At 65.4% G+C, this 18,324-nt stretch carries 18 protein-coding genes; 17 read left to right on the top strand and 1 reads right to left on the bottom strand.

The window, feature by feature from the left end:
• The first annotated feature begins 28 nt into the window (after positions 1–28).
• Together MRBLMD1_RS10720 and mshC are read left to right on the top strand one after the other, a co-directional pair.
• A complete protein-coding gene (locus MRBLMD1_RS10720) occupies positions 29–862 on the top strand; it encodes an undecaprenyl-diphosphate phosphatase (protein WP_159631989.1) in 834 nt (277 codons plus the stop codon).
• A gap of 15 nt (positions 863–877) precedes the next feature.
• A complete protein-coding gene (mshC, locus tag MRBLMD1_RS10715) occupies positions 878–2,155 on the top strand; it encodes a cysteine--1-D-myo-inosityl 2-amino-2-deoxy-alpha-D-glucopyranoside ligase (RefSeq protein ID WP_364399388.1) in 1,278 nt (425 codons plus the stop codon).
• Positions 2,156–2,245: 90 nt separating this feature from the next.
• On the opposite strand, the gene MRBLMD1_RS10710 is transcribed toward mshC, so the two are convergent.
• Positions 2,246–3,151 (bottom strand): PAC2 family protein, encoded by a 906-nt coding sequence (locus MRBLMD1_RS10710; protein ID WP_159631987.1) that lies wholly within the window; start codon positions 3,149–3,151, stop codon positions 2,246–2,248.
• Between the two features lie 199 nt (positions 3,152–3,350).
• Between MRBLMD1_RS10710 and MRBLMD1_RS10705 the strand changes: the two genes are divergently transcribed.
• The 15 genes from MRBLMD1_RS10705 (at position 3,351) to tatC (ending at position 18,318) form a co-directional block, all read left to right on the top strand.
• Positions 3,351–4,034, top strand: coding sequence for an HAD family hydrolase (locus tag MRBLMD1_RS10705; protein WP_364400411.1), 684 nt, complete (start codon positions 3,351–3,353; stop codon positions 4,032–4,034).
• Positions 4,027–5,217: a site-2 protease family protein gene (locus tag MRBLMD1_RS10700; RefSeq protein ID WP_364399386.1), complete on the top strand. Its 1,191-nt coding sequence runs from the start codon at positions 4,027–4,029 to the stop codon at positions 5,215–5,217. Before MRBLMD1_RS10705 ends, MRBLMD1_RS10700 begins: the two co-directional genes overlap by 8 nt.
• 95 nt (positions 5,218–5,312) lie before the next feature.
• Positions 5,313–6,377: a tRNA (adenine-N1)-methyltransferase gene (locus MRBLMD1_RS10695; RefSeq protein WP_159631984.1), complete on the top strand. Its 1,065-nt coding sequence runs from the start codon at positions 5,313–5,315 to the stop codon at positions 6,375–6,377.
• Positions 6,378–6,459: 82 nt separating this feature from the next.
• Positions 6,460–8,211 carry a proteasome ATPase gene (arc, locus tag MRBLMD1_RS10690; RefSeq protein WP_159631983.1) on the top strand — a complete coding sequence of 584 codons (1,752 nt, stop codon included), beginning with the start codon at positions 6,460–6,462 and terminating at the stop codon, positions 8,209–8,211.
• A gap of 50 nt (positions 8,212–8,261) precedes the next feature.
• Positions 8,262–9,881 carry a depupylase/deamidase Dop gene (dop, locus tag MRBLMD1_RS10685; protein WP_364400408.1) on the top strand — a complete coding sequence of 540 codons (1,620 nt, stop codon included), beginning with the start codon at positions 8,262–8,264 and terminating at the stop codon, positions 9,879–9,881.
• Between the two features lie 84 nt (positions 9,882–9,965).
• A complete protein-coding gene (locus tag MRBLMD1_RS10680; RefSeq protein WP_015937113.1) occupies positions 9,966–10,169 on the top strand; it encodes a ubiquitin-like protein Pup in 204 nt (67 codons plus the stop codon).
• A gap of 79 nt (positions 10,170–10,248) precedes the next feature.
• Entirely contained in the window at positions 10,249–11,070 is an 822-nt protein-coding gene (prcB, locus tag MRBLMD1_RS10675; RefSeq protein WP_364399383.1) for a proteasome subunit beta, read from the top strand.
• Position 11,071: 1 nt separating this feature from the next.
• On the top strand, positions 11,072–11,782 hold the full coding sequence (prcA, locus tag MRBLMD1_RS10670) for a proteasome subunit alpha (RefSeq protein WP_224026100.1): 711 nt from the start codon (positions 11,072–11,074) through the stop codon (positions 11,780–11,782).
• Positions 11,783–11,791: 9 nt separating this feature from the next.
• Positions 11,792–13,156: a Pup--protein ligase gene (gene pafA / locus MRBLMD1_RS10665; RefSeq protein WP_159631981.1), complete on the top strand. Its 1,365-nt coding sequence runs from the start codon at positions 11,792–11,794 to the stop codon at positions 13,154–13,156.
• A gap of 130 nt (positions 13,157–13,286) precedes the next feature.
• Positions 13,287–14,255, top strand: a complete 969-nt coding sequence (locus MRBLMD1_RS10660; RefSeq protein WP_364399380.1) for an FKBP-type peptidyl-prolyl cis-trans isomerase — start codon at positions 13,287–13,289, stop codon at positions 14,253–14,255.
• A gap of 64 nt (positions 14,256–14,319) precedes the next feature.
• Positions 14,320–14,715: an FKBP-type peptidyl-prolyl cis-trans isomerase gene (locus tag MRBLMD1_RS10655; RefSeq protein ID WP_159631980.1), complete on the top strand. Its 396-nt coding sequence runs from the start codon at positions 14,320–14,322 to the stop codon at positions 14,713–14,715.
• 114 nt (positions 14,716–14,829) lie between these two features.
• Positions 14,830–16,815 carry a helix-turn-helix transcriptional regulator gene (locus MRBLMD1_RS10650; RefSeq protein ID WP_364399378.1) on the top strand — a complete coding sequence of 662 codons (1,986 nt, stop codon included), beginning with the start codon at positions 14,830–14,832 and terminating at the stop codon, positions 16,813–16,815.
• A 10-nt stretch (positions 16,816–16,825) separates the two neighbouring features.
• Positions 16,826–17,170 (top strand): hypothetical protein, encoded by a 345-nt coding sequence (locus MRBLMD1_RS10645; RefSeq protein WP_364399376.1) that lies wholly within the window; start codon positions 16,826–16,828, stop codon positions 17,168–17,170.
• A 32-nt stretch (positions 17,171–17,202) separates the two neighbouring features.
• Positions 17,203–17,475 (top strand): Sec-independent protein translocase subunit TatA, encoded by a 273-nt coding sequence (gene tatA / locus MRBLMD1_RS10640; protein ID WP_255172249.1) that lies wholly within the window; start codon positions 17,203–17,205, stop codon positions 17,473–17,475.
• A 48-nt stretch (positions 17,476–17,523) separates the two neighbouring features.
• Positions 17,524–18,318 carry a twin-arginine translocase subunit TatC gene (tatC, locus tag MRBLMD1_RS10635; RefSeq protein WP_224026104.1) on the top strand — a complete coding sequence of 265 codons (795 nt, stop codon included), beginning with the start codon at positions 17,524–17,526 and terminating at the stop codon, positions 18,316–18,318.
• Positions 18,319–18,324 lie beyond the last annotated feature (6 nt).

The raw sequence follows: 18,324 nt of genomic DNA, 5'->3' as shown, positions 1-18,324 counted from the left end.
CGGCGCTGCCATGCCGTAGGGTCTTAGCGTGAACTGGTTTGAAGCGGCCCTGCTGGGCCTAGTGCAGGGACTGACCGAATTTCTACCGATTTCATCAAGCGCACACCTGCGGATCGTGGGCGAATTCCTCCCCAACGCAGAGGACCCGGGGGCAGCCTTCACGGCCATCACCCAGCTCGGCACGGAGACCGCCGTACTGATCTTCTTCTGGCGTGACATCGTCCGCATCGTCAAGGCCTGGGCCGGCTCCCTTACGGGCAAGGTGTCCCGGCAGGACCCTGACGCCCGGATGGGCTGGCTGGTAATTCTGGGCAGCCTGCCCATCATCGTCCTGGGGCTCCTCTTCCAGGACCAGATCGAGTCCGTGCTCCGCAGCATGTGGATCGTGGCCACCATGCTCATCGTCTTCGGCCTCATCCTTGCCGTGGCAGACGCAATCGGCGCCCAAAAGCGGGACCTTGCCCACCTGACCTACAAGCACGGCATGCTGTACGGCCTGGCGCAGGCCCTGGCCCTTATTCCCGGCGTCTCCCGCTCCGGCGGCACCATCACCGCGGGCCTGCTGATGGGCTACACCCGTGAGGCAGCGGCCCGGTACTCGTTCCTGCTCGCCATCCCCGCGGTCTTCGGCAGCGGGCTGTACCAGCTGTACAAGGTGGTTACCAAGGAAGGGATCTCCGGGCCCTTCGGCCTGCCGGAGACCGCGCTTGCCACCGTGATCGCCCTGCTAGTGGGTTACGTCATCATCGGCTGGTTCCTGAAGTTCGTGTCCACCCGCAGCTACCGGCTCTTTGTCTGGTACCGGATCTTCCTTGGACTCGCGCTGTACCTGCTCCTCGGTTTCGGCGTCATCAGCGCCTAGGACTAGGCTTGGCATGTGAAATCCTGGACTTCCCGCCCTGTGCCTGCCCTGCCCGGAAACATCCCCGCCATCCGGTTGTTCGATACCGCGGCGGGCCGAGAGGTGGCCCTGGAACGGGAGGCCAGGCCTTCCATGTATGTCTGCGGCATCACGCCCTATGACGCAACCCACATGGGGCACGCGGCCAGCTATGTCGCCTTTGACCTCCTGAACCGCGCCTGGCGCGATGCCGGCAGCGAGGTCTCTTACGTACAGAACGTCACTGACGTGGATGACCCCCTGCTGGAACGTGCCACCGCCACCGGCGTCGACTGGCGCGACCTCGCCGCGGAACAGGTGGAACTCTTCCAGACCGATATGGAGGCGCTGAACGTCCTGGCGCCGGACAACTACGTCGGCGCCGTCGAATCCATTGGCCTGATCGTCCCCGAAGTGGAACGCCTGGTCAGCATGGGGCTGGCATACAGGGTGGCCGGCACCAACGGCGAACCTGACGGGGATGTCTATTACGACGTCGAAGCCGCCGGCAAGCAGTCAACGGCACCTGATGCCTGGGCCCTGGGATCCATTTCCCACCTTGGCGAAAGCGCCATGCTGGAGCTCTTCGCCGAGCGCGGCGGGGATCCGGGCCGCGCCGGAAAGCGGCAGGCTCTTGACCCGTTGCTGTGGCGGGTGGAACGCGAGGGTGAGCCGAGCTGGCCCGGTGGAAGCCTGGGACCGGGACGGCCCGGCTGGCACATCGAGTGCACCGTGATCGCGCAGAAGTACCTGCCCGCACCCTTCACCGTGCAGGGCGGCGGATCGGACCTGATCTTCCCGCACCACGAAATGGGCGCCGGCCACGCTTACTCCCTGGCTGGGGTCCCGCTGGCCAAGCACTACGCCCACGCGGGCATGGTGGGCCTCGACGGCGAAAAGATGAGCAAGTCCAAGGGCAACCTGGTGCTGGTCTCCAGGCTCCGCGCAGCCGGCGAGGACCCGGCAGCAATACGGCTGGCGATCCTGGCCCACCACTACCGCTCCGATTGGTCCTGGACCGACGAAGGCTTCCATGCCGCCAAGGCCGACCTTGCAGCGTGGCGGAAAGCCATTGACCACGCTCCCGAGGGCTCAGGCCAGCAACTGCTGGCCGAGATGCGGGAGGCGCTGGCAGCCGACCTGAATGCGCCGGCAGCGGTGGCCGCGGTCTCGCGCTGGGCACGGAACGCGAACTACGCCGGTGATGCCGCCAGCCCCGCTGACGCGGCCCTGGTAAAGGACGCGGTGGACGCCCTCCTGGGCATCCGGCTCTAACGCGTCCGCACATTACGGCAGACGGGAAGGGCCCGGCCGGGATTGCTCCCGGCCGGGCCCTTCCTGTTAAGGCATGTCAGTGCGTCAACGTCAGGGGCGGTCCTGGCCCCGCCGCTTCAGGTACCGCTCAAATTCACGGGCAATGGACTCGCCACTGGCTTCAGGGAGGTCGGCAGTGTCCTTCGCTTCCTCCAACTGCCGCACGTAGGCAGCAATCTCCGGGTCCTCGGTAGCGAGTTCGTCCACGCCGCGCTCCCAGGCATCCGCTTCCTCGGCCAACTCGTGGGTGTCCAGCGGCACCTGCAGCAGCTCCTCGATGCGGTGCAGGAGGGCAAGCTGCGCCTTGGGGGAGGGCGCCTGGGCCACATAGTGCGGCACGGCGGCCCACAACGACACAGTAGGGAGTCCCGCCAGGAGTGCCACCTCTGACAGGACACCCACAATCCCCACCGGGCCCTCATACTGCGACGCTTCCAGGTTCATGCGCTCCCGGAGCGGAGCGTCATCCGAGGACGTGCTCACCGGAATCGGGCGGCTGTGCGGAACATCCGCCAGCAGCGCGCCCACCAGCACCACATAGTCGACATTCAGCGCCTCGGCATGGACCAGCAGCTCCGCCGTATAGGCCCGCCACTTATAGGACGGCTCCGTCCCCTGCACAAAAATGACGTCCACATTGGAGTTGGGTGCACTGGCCTTGTAGATCCGGGTGGAAGGCCATTTGATCTTCCGCTCACCGGCAGCATTCCTGCGCACCGTGGGCCGCGTGAACTGAAAGTCGTAGTACTCGTCTGCATCAATGGAAGCGACCTTCTTGCCGCCCCACAGTTTGTTCAGGTAGCGCAGCGAATCGCTGGCTGCTTCTCCGGCATCGTTCCACCCCTCAAAGGCGGCAAGCATCACAGTTACGCGCTGTCCGTCAGCCACTGGCTGCAGGAACCGTTCCCGCTCGGGTCCGGCACCCTGTTCGGCGGTGTCTCCCTCGAAGCTATTCATTTCTTCACCCTACGTCCAAGGTGCTTGCCCGCGCATGGAATGAAGAGCCGCAAATCCCCTGAAACCCGTCCACAGCAGGCCCGGTCCATGGCATATTCGCCAAGGGCGTAGCCCACAGCCTCCGCCCAGCCACGCACCGTAGACTGGCGTTATGCCATTTCCTGCCGCCAGTTCCCCGCTCAAAGCCGTCCTGTGGGACATGGACGGGACCATCGTGGACACTGAGCCATACTGGATTGCCGCGGAGCACGCGCTGGTGGAGGCGCACGGGGGAACATGGAGCCATGACCAGGCAATGCAGCTGGTTGGCCAGTCACTGACATTCTCCGCGGGCCTGCTCCAGCGGGCCGGCGTCGAACTGGAAATCCGCGAAATCATCGACACCCTGACTGCGCAGGTCATCAGCAGCGTCCAGCAGGAAGTGCCGTGGCGCCCTGGCGCCCGCGAACTCCTTGAGGAACTGCACGTCGCCGGCGTGCGCTGCGCCCTGGTCACCATGTCCGAGGGCCCGCTGGCCCGCGAGGTGGTGGCGAACCTTCCCCGGCCGTACTTCGACGTCGTGGTCACCGGTGACACCGTGAGCCAGGGCAAGCCGCACCCGGAGGCGTACCTGACCGCCGTCGAGCTCCTACAGCAGAACGATCCCGACCTCGGAATCCACCACTGCGTAGCCCTCGAAGACTCCGTACCGGGCGTGGCTGCGGCCGTAGCTTCCGGCGTCGCCACGGTTGCCGTGCCTCATATTGTCCCGCTGCCTGAGCACCACAGCTACGAGCTCTGGGACACCCTTTCGGGCCGCAGCCTCACCGAACTGGAGGCCTTGCTTTCGCAGGCCGGCGCCGCGGGAGCTCCCGCGGCTTCCACCGGTGACGCCCGTGGCTGAACCGGATGCCCGGCAAAGCGCCAAACCCGACAGCCCGGCGCGGCGTGAAGGCATTCCGCTGGGCCGCATCGCCGGCGTGCCTATTGTCCTCGCGTACTCGTGGTTCGTGATCGCGGCCTTCACGGTGATCGTCTATGGGCCGGTTCTGGCGCGAAACAACCCCATGCTGGGCGTGAGCGCCTACCTCGTGGCCTTTGCCTACGCCGTCCTGCTCCTCATCTCTGTCCTTGTCCACGAGCTCGCCCACGCCCTGACGGCGAAAATCTACGGCTGGCCCACCCAAAAGATCGTCCTGAACCTTTGGGGCGGCCACACCCAGTTCGAAAGCTTCACCTCTGCACCGGGACGGTCTGTGCTGGTTGCGCTGGCCGGGCCGGCCGCCAACTTCGTCCTGGCCGGCGGAGCCTGGCTGCTGCTCGGCACGAACAGCCTGGGAAGCGTCGCGGAAATCCTCACGAACATCTTCATGTGGGCCAACTTCCTCATCGGTGTCTTCAACGTTCTGCCCGGCCTGCCGCTGGATGGCGGCCGGCTGGTCGAATCCATCGTCTGGAAGGCCACCGGCAGCCAGGCAAAGGGGACCGTCGCGGCCGGCTGGGGCGGCCGGATTATCGTCCTCGCCATCGCCTACTGGTTCCTCCTGCGCCCGTTCCTCGCCGGTGACCAGCCGGACTTCAGCCTCCTCATGATCACCATCCTGGTGGGCGGGTTCCTGTGGATGGGCGCGTCGGCGTCCATCCAGCAGGGCACGCTGCGCGGCCGGCTGCCGCTGGTCAGCGCCGCAGCCCTGGCGACGCCGGCTGCCGGCGTTCCTTCCACCGGCACGGTCCGGGACGCCCTCCGCCTGGGCGCAGCGGGAACAAAGTCCGTGGTGGTCTGCGGACCGGACGGACGGCCGCAGGGCGTGGTGGACCCGGGAGCCCTCGCATCCGTACCCGGCGCTGCGGCGGATACCACGTCCGTCACCGCCATTTCGTTCCCCCTGGCTGCCGGAGCGTACATCCCGGAATGGTCCAAGGGGCAGGAGCTGATCCAGTTCCTTTCCCAGCTTGAGGGACGCCATTACGCTGTTGTGGACCACAACGGAACGGTCACCGGACTGCTGACGCAGGAGGCTGTCCTCGCAGCCATCACCGGAAAGCGCCCGCGCAACGATAGGCACCCGCAGGGCCAGACCCGGTAGAGTTACCTGCCGGTCGTGCATTGCCGCGGAAGCCCAGCGTCCCCAGGGACCGTCAGGGCCGCGGCACAACAGGTTTACAGGAGCGAGGAAGAATCATGAGCAGCGAAACTGCCGTCAACGACGCCAAGGGAGCAGCGCAAGCCGGTGCTGCCGCCAGCGGCTCGCAGCCGGTGGGCGCTGCCCGTCGCCGGGGCCCTTTCAGGGAGGGCGAACGCGTCCAACTGACGGACGAACGCGGCCGCATGAACACCATCACGCTGGAACGCGGCGGCGCCTTCCACACCCACCGTGGTTTCCTGAACCACGACGAAATCATCGGCAAGGTTGACGGCTCTGTCGTGGTGAACAACGTGGGCCAGCAGTACCAGACCCTCCGGCCCCTGCTGTCCGACTTCGTGCTCTCCATGCCGCGCGGTGCCGCCGTCGTCTATCCCAAGGACGCCGGCCAGATTGTCACCATGGCGGACATCTTCCCCGGCGCACGCGTAGTGGAAGCCGGCGTGGGCTCCGGTGCCCTGTCCATTTCCTTGCTCCGCGCGGTGGGGGACAACGGCTACCTGCACTCCTTTGAGCGGCGTGAAGAGTTCGCTGACATCGCCCGCGGCAACGTTGAAACCATCTTTGGCGGCCCACACCCCGCCTGGCAGATTTCCCTCGGCGACTTCCAGGAGGAAGTGGTCAAGGCCGAGGAACCGGGCTCCGTGGACCGCGTCGTCCTGGACATGCTGGCACCCTGGGAGTGCCTCGACGCCGTCGCCACGGTGCTTGCCCCCGGCGGCGTCTGGATCAACTACGTCGCCACGGTCACCCAGCTCTCCCGTACCGCGGAAGCCATCCGGGCCGACGGCCGCTTCACTGAGCCCGACGCCTGGGAGTCTATGGTCCGCGGCTGGCACCTCGAAGGGCTCGCCGTGCGCCCGGACCACCGCATGGTGGCCCACACGGGATTCCTCCTGGTCACCCGGCGGCTCGCAGACGGCGTCACCGGCATCTCGGTCAAGCGCCGCCCGTCAAAGACAGAGTTCAACGAAGAGGACGTCAACGCCTGGACTCCCGGCGCGGTAGGGGAGCGGGCTGTCTCGGACAAGAAACTCCGGCGCGCCGCCCGGGACGCCATCGCCGGGACCAACGTGGTGGACAACCCCGAGGTTACGAACTAGTCCACATTTCGGGAGTCTCCATCCCTACCCGCCCTCTTGGGACTAATGTCTTAAGAGAAGCGCAGGAAGGGGCTGATACATCATGGAGACACCAAACCAGGACTCCGGACGTACACCGGCAGAGCAGTCTGCCGCCAACGACCTCTCGGTTGCTGACCGCCAGGTCAACATACTTCGGGACAAGCTCAGGCACATCGACCGCCAGTTGGCAGCGGCAACGCAGAACAACTCCAAGCTGGTCAGCATGCTCGAAACCGCGAAGGCGGAGATCCTCCGGCTGAAAAATGCCCTGGACCAGGAAGGGCAGCCGCCCTACAGCTTCGGCACCATCCTCCAGATCAACCCGAAACGGCAGCCGGCTCCGGGCAACAGCGGCCAGGCCGCCACGGAGGAGTCGGTGGACATCTTCAACGCAGGCCGGAAGATGCGCGTGGGCATCAGCCCACTGGTGAACATCAACCAGCTTTCCGTGGGCCAGGAAGTGCTGCTGAACGAAGCCCTCCTGATCGTCGCGGGCCTGGGCTACGAACGCGCCGGTGAACTGGCCACCCTGAAGGAAATGCTGGGGCGTGACCGCGCCCTGGTGGTGGGCCGCGCGGACGAAGAACGCGTGGTGCGGCTTTCCGGTGCACTCCTGTCCGAGAAGCTCCGGGTTGGCGATGCCCTGTCAGTGGATTCGCGGACCGGATACGCGCTGGAGAAGGTGCCCCGCTCAGAGGTGGAGAACCTGGTCCTCGAGGAAGTTCCGGACATCACCTACGAGGACATCGGTGGCCTCGGCCCCCAGATCGAGCAGATCCGCGACGCCGTGGAACTGCCCTTCCTGCACCCGGACCTTTACCGGGAGCATGGCCTCAAAGCCCCCAAGGGCATCCTCCTGTACGGCCCTCCGGGCTGCGGGAAGACGCTCATTGCCAAGGCCGTTGCCAACTCCCTCGCTGCCCGCGCCGCCGAGCGCTCCGGGAACGTGGACCTCAAGAGCTACTTCCTGAACATCAAGGGGCCCGAACTCCTGGACAAGTATGTCGGTGAAACGGAGCGGCACATCCGCCTGATCTTCTCCCGCGCCCGGGAAAAAGCCTCCGACGGCAGCCCCGTGGTGGTGTTCTTCGATGAAATGGACTCGCTGTTCCGCACCCGCGGCACCGGCATCTCATCCGACGTCGAAACCACCATCGTGCCCCAGCTCCTCAGCGAGATTGACGGTGTGGAACGCCTGGACAACGTGATCGTCATCGGCGCGTCCAACCGCGAGGACATGATCGACCCCGCCATCCTCCGTCCGGGACGGCTGGACGTGAAGGTCAAGATCCAGCGGCCTGACGCGGAGGCAGCGGCCGATATTTTCAACAAATACATCACGCCGGACCTGCCGTTCCACGAATCGGACCTCGCCGAACACAACGGTGACGTCCAGGCCACCGTTGACGCCATGGTCCAGCGCACCGTGGAAGCCATGTACTCCACGGACAAGTCCAATGAGTTCCTGGAGGTCACCTACGCCAACGGTGACACCGAGATGCTGTACTTCAAGGACTTCAACTCCGGCGCCGTGGTGCAGAACGTGGTGGACCGGGCCAAGAAGTACGCCATCAAGGACCTGCTGACCTCGCACCAGAAGGGGCTCCGGATCGAGCACCTGCTGCGGGCGGTGGTGGACGAGTTCCGTGAGCATGAAGACATGCCCAACACCACCAACCCTGACGACTGGGCACGCATCTCCGGTAAGAAGGGTGAACGGATCACCTATATCCGGACCATTGTGCAGGGCAAAGCCGGCCAGGAGCCCGGCAAGTCCATCGAAACCATGCCCACCACAGGACAGTATCTGTGACGGGTTCACACGGATCCGCCGGCGGGGAAGCCCTCCCCGCCGGCGGGGCCATGCGGGTCATGGGGGCCGAAACCGAATACGGTATCCACGCTCCGTCCGCCCCTTCCGCCAACGCCACGATGATGAGCGCCCGCGTGGTCCAGGCCTACGCCCAGGTCACCCGCCAGCGGGCGGCCGGCGGAGCGGAGACCCGGTGGGACTACACGGATGAAGAGCCGCTGCACGATGCCCGGGGGTGGACCGTGGACCGTGGTGCCGCCCATCCCAGCCAACTGACCGACCAGCCGCCGGTGCTCGACGCTGAGGCGGTGGCCCTGGCATACGGCCGCGAGGAGTTGGAGCTCGACGGGCAGGATGAATCGGGGACCCTCCTGATGAACATGGTCCTCGGCAATGGGGCCCGGCTGTACGTCGACCACGCCCATCCCGAGTACTCCAGCCCGGAGGTCACCAATCCCCGTGACGCCGTGGCCTGGGACGCTGCCGGCGATCTGGTGGGTCTCGCCGCCGTTCGCCGGCTGGCCGCGGATCCGGCGCTGCCGCCGGTCAACCTTTACAAAAACAACACGGACAACAAGTCCGTGTCGTACGGTTCGCACGAGAACTACCTGATGCCCAGGTCAGTACCGTTCGGAGACATCGTGCGGGGGCTGACACCGTTCTTCGTCAGCCGGCAGGTGGTGTGCGGGGCCGGCCGGTTGGGAATAGGCCAGGACAGCTCCACCCCGGGCTTCCAGATCAGCCAGCGGGCCGACTTCTTTGAGGCGGAAGTGGGCCTGGAGACCACCATCCGCAGGCCCATCATCAACACCAGGGACGAGCCCCACGCCACAGCCGACAAATACCGGCGCCTGCACGTGATCATCGGGGACGCCAACCTCAGCCAGGTGTCCAATTACCTCAAATTCGGCACCACCGCCCTGGTCCTCAGCCTCATCGAGTCCGGGCTCGCACCCAAGATCGAGGTCTACGAGCCCGTCGCAGCGCTCAAGACGGTAAGCCACGACACCTCATTGACCACCAGGCTTCGCCTGCTGGACGGCAGGCGCGTCACGGCCCTGGACCTTCAGTGGATGTACCACGAGGCCGCAGCGAAGCTCGCCCAGGACACCGGAGTGGGTGACGCCGTGGACGGCGACGGCCATACCCATGAGGTCCTGGAACGGTGGGCGTCGGTTCTGACCCAGCTCGACAGTGACAGGGCTGCCGCCGCCACCTCCGTGGAGTGGCTGGCCAAACTTTCCCTGTTGGACGGCTACCGCCAGCGCGACGGACTGGAGTGGAGCGACGCCCGGCTGGGCCTGGTTGACCTCCAGTGGGCCGACATCAGGCCCGAGAAGGGCCTCTACTACCGGCTCCTGTCCCGGAACCGGATGCAGCGCGTCGTTGATGATTCCGCCATTGCCGCTGCCGTCGCGGAGCCTCCGGCCGATACCCGGGCGTTCTTCCGGGGAAAGTGCATCAGCAGCTTTGGCAAGGACGTTGTAGGCGCCAGCTGGGACTCGGTGATCTTCGACGTGCCCGGCTACGGGAGGCTCCAGCGCGTGCCCACCAGGGAGCCACTGAGGGGAACCAAAGCACTGACCGGAGCGTTGTTCGAACGCTACCGGGAAGCGGGACCGTTCCTCGGCGAACTGCTGGGACACAACAGCACTCCGCCTGCGGCGTAAACCGCGCCGGAACGCCCGTCCCGTGGCAGGATGGGCATATCGGAGGATCCGCCGGATCCACCGACGGAAGAAGGAGGGAAACCAATGGCAGGCCAGGAGCAGCAGCAGCCGCAGTCACGGGACAGCCAGGTCGACGAAGACATCCCCGAGGCACCCCCGGCACCGCCCGAGGCACAGGCATCGGCATCGACCGAAGGCGTGGACGACCTTCTCGACGAGATCGACGGCGTCCTGGAATCCAACGCCGAGGAGTTCGTCCGGGCATTCGTCCAAAAGGGCGGCCAATAACCCGGACGGCTGGGTGGCGGAAGCCGCGGACGGCCGGGATCTGTACCGACGTTGAAGTACCACGTTCAAGGAGTGATGAGTGCAGGAATCAACCGCCAACCAGGTAGCCGCCAACGCCACCTCGTCCTTTACCGAGCACCTGCAGCGGGACCGGCCTGAGCTACTGCCTTTCAGCCGGTCCCTCCAGGGTGGTGCGTCGGTGGCTGCCCCGGTTCAGGTTCCCCATGCCACCACCATCGTTGCCATGAGCTACGGCGGCGGCGTCCTGCTGGCGGGCGACCGACGGGCAACCATGGGGAACGTCATTGCGAGCAGGCACATCGAGAAGGTCTTCCCGGCTGACCACTTCTCCGTCCTCGGCATTGCCGGAACAGCCGGCATAGCAATTGACCTGACCCGGCTTTTCCAGGTTGAACTTGAGCACTACGAAAAGATAGAAGGAACCCAGCTCAGCCTTGAAGGCAAGGCAAACCGGCTGGGTGCCATGATCAGGGGCAACCTTCCCTTGGCCCTGCAGGGCCTGGCAGTGGTGCCCCTGTTCGCCGGTTTCGACACCAGTGCAGGCGTCGGCCGGCTGTTTTCCTATGACGTCACCGGCGGCAGGTACGAGGAACACGAACACCACACCGTCGGCTCCGGTTCCGTCTTCGCGCGCGGTGCATTGAAGAAGCTTTGGCGGCCCAATCTCACGGCCGAGCAGGCCCTTTCCGTTGCGGTCGAATCGCTGTATGACGCTGCCGACGACGATTCCGCCACGGGCGGCCCGGACACGGTCCGGCAGTTGTGGCCGGTGGTCTACACGGTGGACAGGACAGGCGCCCGGCGGGTGCCCGAGCCCGAACTCGCGGCTGCATCCCGCAGCGTGATTGAAGCGCGCACCATCGCCGGACGGGAGGCCTGAGATGACCCAGCAGTTCTATGTCTCACCAGAACAACTGATGAAGGACCGCGCGGATTTCGCGCGGAAAGGCATCGCCCGCGGCCGCTCAGTGGTTGTCATCAGCTGCGCCGACGGCATCGCCCTCGTAGCCGAGAACCCTTCGCCGTCCCTGCACAAGATCGGCGAGATCTACGACAAAATCGCGTTCGCCGCCGTCGGCAAGTACAACGAATTCGAAAGCCTCCGCCAGGCCGGCGTCCGCTACGCCGACGTCCGCGGATACTCGTACGACCGCGAGGACGTCACCGCCCGCGGCCTGGCCAGTGTGTACGCCCAAAGCCTGGGCGCTGTCTTCACCGCCGAGCAGAAGCCCTTCGAGGTGGAACTCGCCGTTGCCGAAGTAGGGTCCTCGCAGGCCGAGGACCACCTCTACCGGCTGACGTTCGACGGCTCGATCGCCGACGAGCACAGCTTTGTCGTCATGGGTGGACAGGCTGAGAAAGTGTCATCGGCCATCGATGCAGGATGGCAGGCTTCGTTGGGCTTCGCCGACGCCGTCCGGCTGGCCATCAAGGGACTTACGCCCGTCCAGGAGGGTGAGCAGCCCGCGGCGCCGTTGCCGCCCAGTGCATTGGAAGTGGCCGTCCTGGACCGGCTGTCCGAAAGCTCCCGCGGCACCCGGCGTGCCTTCCGCAGGCTGAACGACGCGGACATCACAGCACTGCTGGCCTAGGAGGACCACGTGGACAAGAGAATCTTCGGCATCGAAACCGAGTTTGGGATCTCCTACTCGAGCCCCGACTCGAGGCCTCTTGCCCCGGAGGAGGTGGCGCGGTACCTGTTCCGGAAGGTGGTCAGCTGGGGGCGTTCCTCCAATGTGTTCCTCACCAACGGTTCCCGGCTGTACCTCGACGTCGGATCCCACCCCGAGTACGCGACGGCGGAGTGCGATGACCTTGCGCAGCTGATCGCCCACGACCGTGCCGGCGAACTCATCCTTGACGACCTGGTGGATGAGGCCCAGGCGCGCCTTGCAGCTGAAGGCTTCAACGGCACCGTGTACCTGTTCAAGAACAACACCGATTCCGCAGGGAACTCATACGGCAGCCATGAGAATTACCTGATTCCGCGGCGCGGGGAATTTTCCCGCCTGGCTGAAATCCTGATTCCGTTCCTGGTCACCCGGCAGCTCATCGCCGGTGCAGGGAAGATCCTGAAGACGCCCCACGGTGCCACCTATGCCTTCTCCCAGCGGGCCGACCACATCTGGGAAGGCGTCTCTTCCGCCACCACCCGTTCCCGGCCCATCATCAACACCCGGGACGAGCCGCATGCCGACGCCGAGTTCTACCGGCGGCTCCACGTCATCGTGGGGGACTCGAACATGTCCGAGGCCACCGCGCTGATGAAGGTCGGCACCGTGGACCTGGTCCTCCGGATGATCGAGGCCGGCGTGATCATGCGGGACATGCGGATGGAAAACCCCATCCGCAGCATCCGGGAAATCTCCCACGACCTCAGCGGCCGCGCGTTGGTCCGCCTGGCCAACGGACGTCAGCTCACCGCCCTGGAAATCCAGCAGGAGTACTTGACCAAGGTGACCGCCTTCGTCAAGGAGCATGGCGCCCACAACCCGCACGTTCCCGTGATCCTGGACTTGTGGGAGCGGACGCTCCATGCGATCGAGTCCGGCGATACCCGGGGGATCGACACCGAAATCGACTGGGCCATCAAGAAGAAGCTGATGGACAACTACCGCGAACGCCACGGCCTGGGCCTGGAGGCGCCGCGGATCGCCCAGCTTGATCTGACGTACCACGACATTTCGCGCAGCCGGGGGCTTTTCTATCTCCTGCAGTCCCGGGGTGCGGTGCGCCGCATTGTCGACGACACCGTCATCAAGGGTGCCGTGGATGCGCCGCCACAGACCACCCGCGCCAAACTGCGCGGGGACTTTGTCCGGCGTGCGCAGGAACTGGGGCGGGACTACACCGTGGACTGGGTGCACCTGAAACTCAACGACCGTGCCCACCAGACAATCCTGTGCAAGGACCCCTTCCGCAGCGTCGACGAGCGGGTGGATGCGCTGCTGGACTCCATGGGTTGATCGGCTCCGGGCTGACGTCCAGCTTCAGGGTCTATTCTGGATAAGGTCCCTTTTAAGGGGGCCTCCCACGGCATTGTCCGCCGCCTGGCGGAAAGCCGTCTCCACCCTGCCCCGACGAAAGTTTTACTACGTGCGCCGACTACTAGCAATCCTCCTTCCCGGCCTGCTGCTCCTGACCGCCTGCGGCGGTACAGCCCCGCAGCCCCAGCCGAGCAGCCAGTCCGCCGGGGAGACTGCAAAGTTCGACTCCCTCAAGCTGACCGACAACGGGGACAAGAAGGCCCCGGGTGTGGATTTCGACAAGCCCCTGGCCGTTTCCCAGCCGACCATCAAAGTGGTCTCTGAAGGCAGCGGCGACACCGTCAAGGCAAACCAGGTGGCCAAGATCTCCATCCTTGCCTTGAACGGTACGGACGGTTCCCAGCTGGAGGACACTTTCCCCAACGAGCCTGAAAGCCTTGAGCTGAACGATGAGCTCAAAACCGGCAGCGCCGTCATCTACAACGCTTTCGTGGGTGCCAAAGTAGGTTCAAGCCTTGCCCTGGCCGTCCCCGGCCAGCAGAGTGCTCCTTCGGCAAGCCCCAGCCCCTCCGACGGCCCCAGCCCCAGCCCCAGTGCCGCAGCTGCCCCGACCCAGCTGCTGATCATCAAGGTACTCTCCGCCTCGGCCCCCACTCCCGTCCTGGACAAGCCGCAGGGCGACGCCGTGACGCCGCCGGCCGGCCTGCCGACTGTGACGGAAAAGGACGGCGTACCTGAGATCAACGTTGCAGGTGCACCTGCCCCCACGGCACTCGTGTCGCAGGACCTGATCAAGGGCACGGGCGCCACCGTCAAGGAATCCGACACGCTGACTGTGAACTACGTGGGCGTCAACCTCTCCGACGGCACCAAGTTCGATTCCAGCTTCGACCGCGGCCAGCCCGCCACCTTCCCGCTCTCGGGCGTCATCAAGGGCTGGACCCAGGGCCTCGCGGGTAAGACCGTGGGCTCCCGCGTCCTGCTGGTCATCCCCAAGGACCTGGCCTACGGAGACGCCGGCCAGGGCCAGGCGAAGGGCGACCTGGTCTTCGTAGTGGACATCCTCGGGGTCAAGTAGCAAGACTTACAGGGACGCCGCGTCCTTCGCGGCACCCATCACCACTCACTCAATAGGAGCAAGCATGTCGTTTGGACAGCGGGAATTCGACCGCCAGAAGCCCGAGATCGACTTCCCGGAAGGCGACGTCCCCACGGAACTCGTTATCACGGACCTCATCGAGGGTGACGGCAAGGAAGCCAAGGCAGGGGACACCGTCTCCACCCACTATGTCGGCGTTGCCTGGTCCACAGGCGAAGAATTCGACGCCTCCTGGGGCCGCGGCGCACCGCTGGACTTCCGGGTCGGCGTCGGCCAGGTCATCCAGGGCTGGGACCAGGGCCTCCTGGGCATGAAGGTCGGCGGCCGCCGCCGCCTGGAGATCCCCTCCGAGCTGGCCTACGGCTCGCGCGGTGCCGGCGGAGCCATCGCCCCCAACGAGGCACTGATCTTCGTCGTGGACCTCGTCGCCGTCCGCTAAGTCGACGGCACACGCGGAAACTGATCGCACCGTGAAGCGCGGCAGCAGGGAGGACAACCTCCCGCGCTGCCGCGCTTTCTGCTTTCACCCGGGGAGTTTAGTAACGTAACCAAGGTGTCCGTATCCCGCACTGAACGACTCCTCAACCTGCTCATTGCCTTGCTGAACACCCGCTACGGGTTGCGCCGCAGCGAGCTGCGCGAGAAGGTCTACCACGACACCTCCGGCAATGACGTCGCCTTCGGGCGGATGTTCGAGCGGGACAAGAACGACCTGAGGGCCATGGGGTTCGAGGTGGAAACCCTGACGGACCTGGGCTGGAGCGAGGATGACCCCGCCACCACCAGGTACCGCATCGGCAAGGAATCCAGCCGCCTCCCGGACGTCCAGCTGGGGCCGGAAGAGTGGACGGTCCTCCTGCTCGCTTCCCAACTTTGGGAGCGCGCCGCATTGGGGACAGCTGCCCAAAGCGCACTTCGCAAACTCCAGGCATCGGGAAGGCTGGCCGAGGTGGAACTCCCGGCAGGCGTCCAGCCGCGGATCAAACCGGCCGGCCAGGCCTTCGACGACATCGTTGCAGCCATGCATGCCCGCCATCCCGTGAGCTTCACATACCTGGCCGGAAGCACCGGCAAGGAGGAGGAACGGTCTGTAGAGCCTTGGGGGTTGGGCAGCCGCTTCGGCCAGTGGTACCTCATGGGCTACGACCGGGGCCGAAACGCAGCCAGGCACTTCCGCCTGTCGCGCTTCACGAGCGCCGTGACAACCCTCAGCAGGGAGCAGTACGTCCCGCCCGCCAACTTCAGCATCCGCGCTGAACTGGACCGGTTGCCTGAACTGCCGCTGCGCACCGCCGTCGTGGACGTCAGACAGGGGCGCCTGCTGACGCTGCGGAGCCGGGCCGTTGAAGGCGCGCACCACCAGGCGCCCGGCCGGCCTGCCGACGGCGACGACCGCCTGGTCGTGGAATACCGTGATCCGGAGGTCCTCGCCGAAGAGCTGGCCAGCTATGGACCCGATGCCCTGGCAGTGGAGCCCGCGGAGCTGGTGGGAGCGGTGCGGCGCCGGCTCCAGGCCGCTGCCCGATTCAGCGCTTCGCCCGTCCCCGTCTACTCGTTCCCTGATGCCCGTGCGCGGACGGCCCGGAAGGGAACCTCGGAGGACCAGCTCAAGCGCATGCTGCAGTTGGTCCCGTTCCTGGTCCATAACCAGGGCCTGCACATCCAGGACGTGGCAAAGCACTTTGGCGTCACCCGTGACGAGCTGGAGGCAGACCTCCGGATCCTCATTTGCTCCGGATTGCCCGAGGGGTATCCGGATGACCTGCTCGATATCCAGTGGGAGGATGACCACGTCTTCATCACCCAGGACCTTGACCTGAAGAAGCCGGTCCGGTTTACGGTGGCGGAGGCTTGTGCCCTGCTGACCGGACTTGAAACGCTCAATGGGCTGCCCGACCTGCCCGGCGGCGGTGCCCTGGAATCGGTCACGTTGAAGCTGCTGGCCGCGGCCGGGGAGGAAGGACTCCGTGCTGCCTCCATCGCCGGGCCGCAGGTGGCTCCCGCAGACGCCGCGACCCACGCCACGGTCCGCCAGGCCATCGGGACCGGCGCACAACTCCACCTGACCTACCTCTCACCCCAGCGTGACGCGGTCACCGAGCGCGACGTAGACCCGCTGCGGCTGTACTCCCTGGACAACACCTGGTACTTCGAGGCCTGGTGCCATCTGGTGGACGGGCTCCGGAATTTCCGGCTGGACCGGGTCCAGGACGTGCGGCCCAACGGCCGGGCCGCCACGGTGCACGGGCCGCCCGAAGGCGGGGTTCCCGCCAAACTTTTCACTGCGAACGACGACGACACAACAGTCACTGTCCAGCTCACCCGGCAGGGGAGGGGGCTGGCGGATGACTATTACGCGGAGCGCACCGCAGAGTTGCCCGACGGCGGGCTGGTGGCCCAGCTCAGGTTCGGCAACACCGCGTGGCTGCCGATGTTCGTGGCCCAGCACGGCGGTTCGGCCCGGATCCTGGCTCCTGCCGGGCTGGCTGACGCCGCGCGGGACTGGCTTGCGGCATCGCTGGACAGGTACGCCGGATAGACTTCTCAGCATGCCTTGGTGGTCCTGGATTCTCATATGGGTGGCGCTCGTTGCAGTGTCCCTGCTGTTCTATGTCCTGCTGGGCATCCGTCTCTTCCGCCAGTTCATGGCGACCGTCAAGGACCTCAGTGCTGCCGGTGAAAAGCTGGGGCACCTGAACCCCGTCGAAGCGCAGGAATCCGCGGACCCGGAACGGCCGCTTCCGGGTTCCGCCGTTTTTGCCTCACCCGCCGTGATGCGACATGATTACGAGGCATCCAAATCGGCCCGGCGCGAAGACCGCCGCCGCCGGCGAGTGCAGCGCAAAAAGGACCGGGGCCAGCCGCAGGCGCTCGGAGATCTCGACTTCACATAGAAGTAGGATGTATTTAGAGGAAAGGATTTCCCGTGGGAAGACTCTTTGATGGCCCCTGGCCGATCGTAATCATTATCGTCGTTGCTTTGCTTCTCTTCGCCGCCCCCAAGCTTCCGGCCATGGCCCGCAGCCTGGGACAGTCAATGCGGATCATCAAGTCCGAGGTCAAGGAAATGAAGAATGACGGCAAAGCCGAGTCCACCGAGGCCACCGGCCCGGTGGAAGGCACCATCGTGAACCACCCCAAGGCGAAGCCCGGTGAGCCGACAGACGGCACTGACGTTCCGCCGTCGACCCGCGCCTGACCTCCCGTGGCACTGTCGCGGGCCCGTAAAGCCAATCCCGAGGGGCGGATGTCCCTTTGGGAGCACCTCAAGGAGCTGAAGAACCGGCTGATCAAGTCGGCTATCGGCGTCGTCATCGGCGGTATTGGGGGCTGGATACTTTACGATCCGCTGTTGAAGGCACTGGCTGAACCGGTAAACCGGATTTCGAGTGAGACCGGAGGCCTTGCGGCCATCAACTTCGGAACCATCGCGTCGCCTTTTGACTTCAAGCTGCAGATGTCGCTCCTCATCGGGGCGGTCATCTCCAGCCCCATCTGGATCTACCAGCTCTGGGCGTTCATCACGCCCGGGCTGACGTCCAAGGAACGCCGCTACACCCTGGGCTACATGGCCGCTGCCATCCCCCTGTTCCTTGCCGGAATCTGGGTAGGGTGGCTGGTGGTGCCCCAGGTGGTTCACGCCTTGACCCAGTTCACTCCGGAGGGGTCCTCCAGCGTCATCGACGCCCGGACCTACATTGAATTCGTCACCCGCATGGTGCTGATGCTGGGCCTGGCCTTCCTGGTCCCCGTGGTGCTGGTTGGCATCAACATGGCGGGCATCGTTTCGGGCCGCACCATCCTGAAGGCCTGGCGCATCACCGTCTTCCTGGTGTTTGTCCTGGCAGCAATCGCAGCGCCGGGTGCTGATGCCATTTCGATGTTCATGCTGGCCGGACCGCTGTTGGCGCTCTTCTTTGCAGCGATTGGCATTTGCATCATGAACGACAAACGCCGCGAACGCCGGCAGGCCCGGCAGGTGGAAGAGACCGAGGCCACAGCCGATATCGCCACCCCCGGCAGTGAACTCAAGAAGCTGTAGCGTGCC

The sequence above is a fragment of the Pseudarthrobacter sp. LMD1-1-1.1 genome, from assembly GCF_040676255.1.
Classification (GTDB): Bacteria; Actinomycetota; Actinomycetes; order Actinomycetales; family Micrococcaceae; genus Arthrobacter.
The sequence above is the reverse complement of the archived record's forward strand: the minus strand, read 5'-3'. Positions and strand labels throughout refer to the sequence as shown.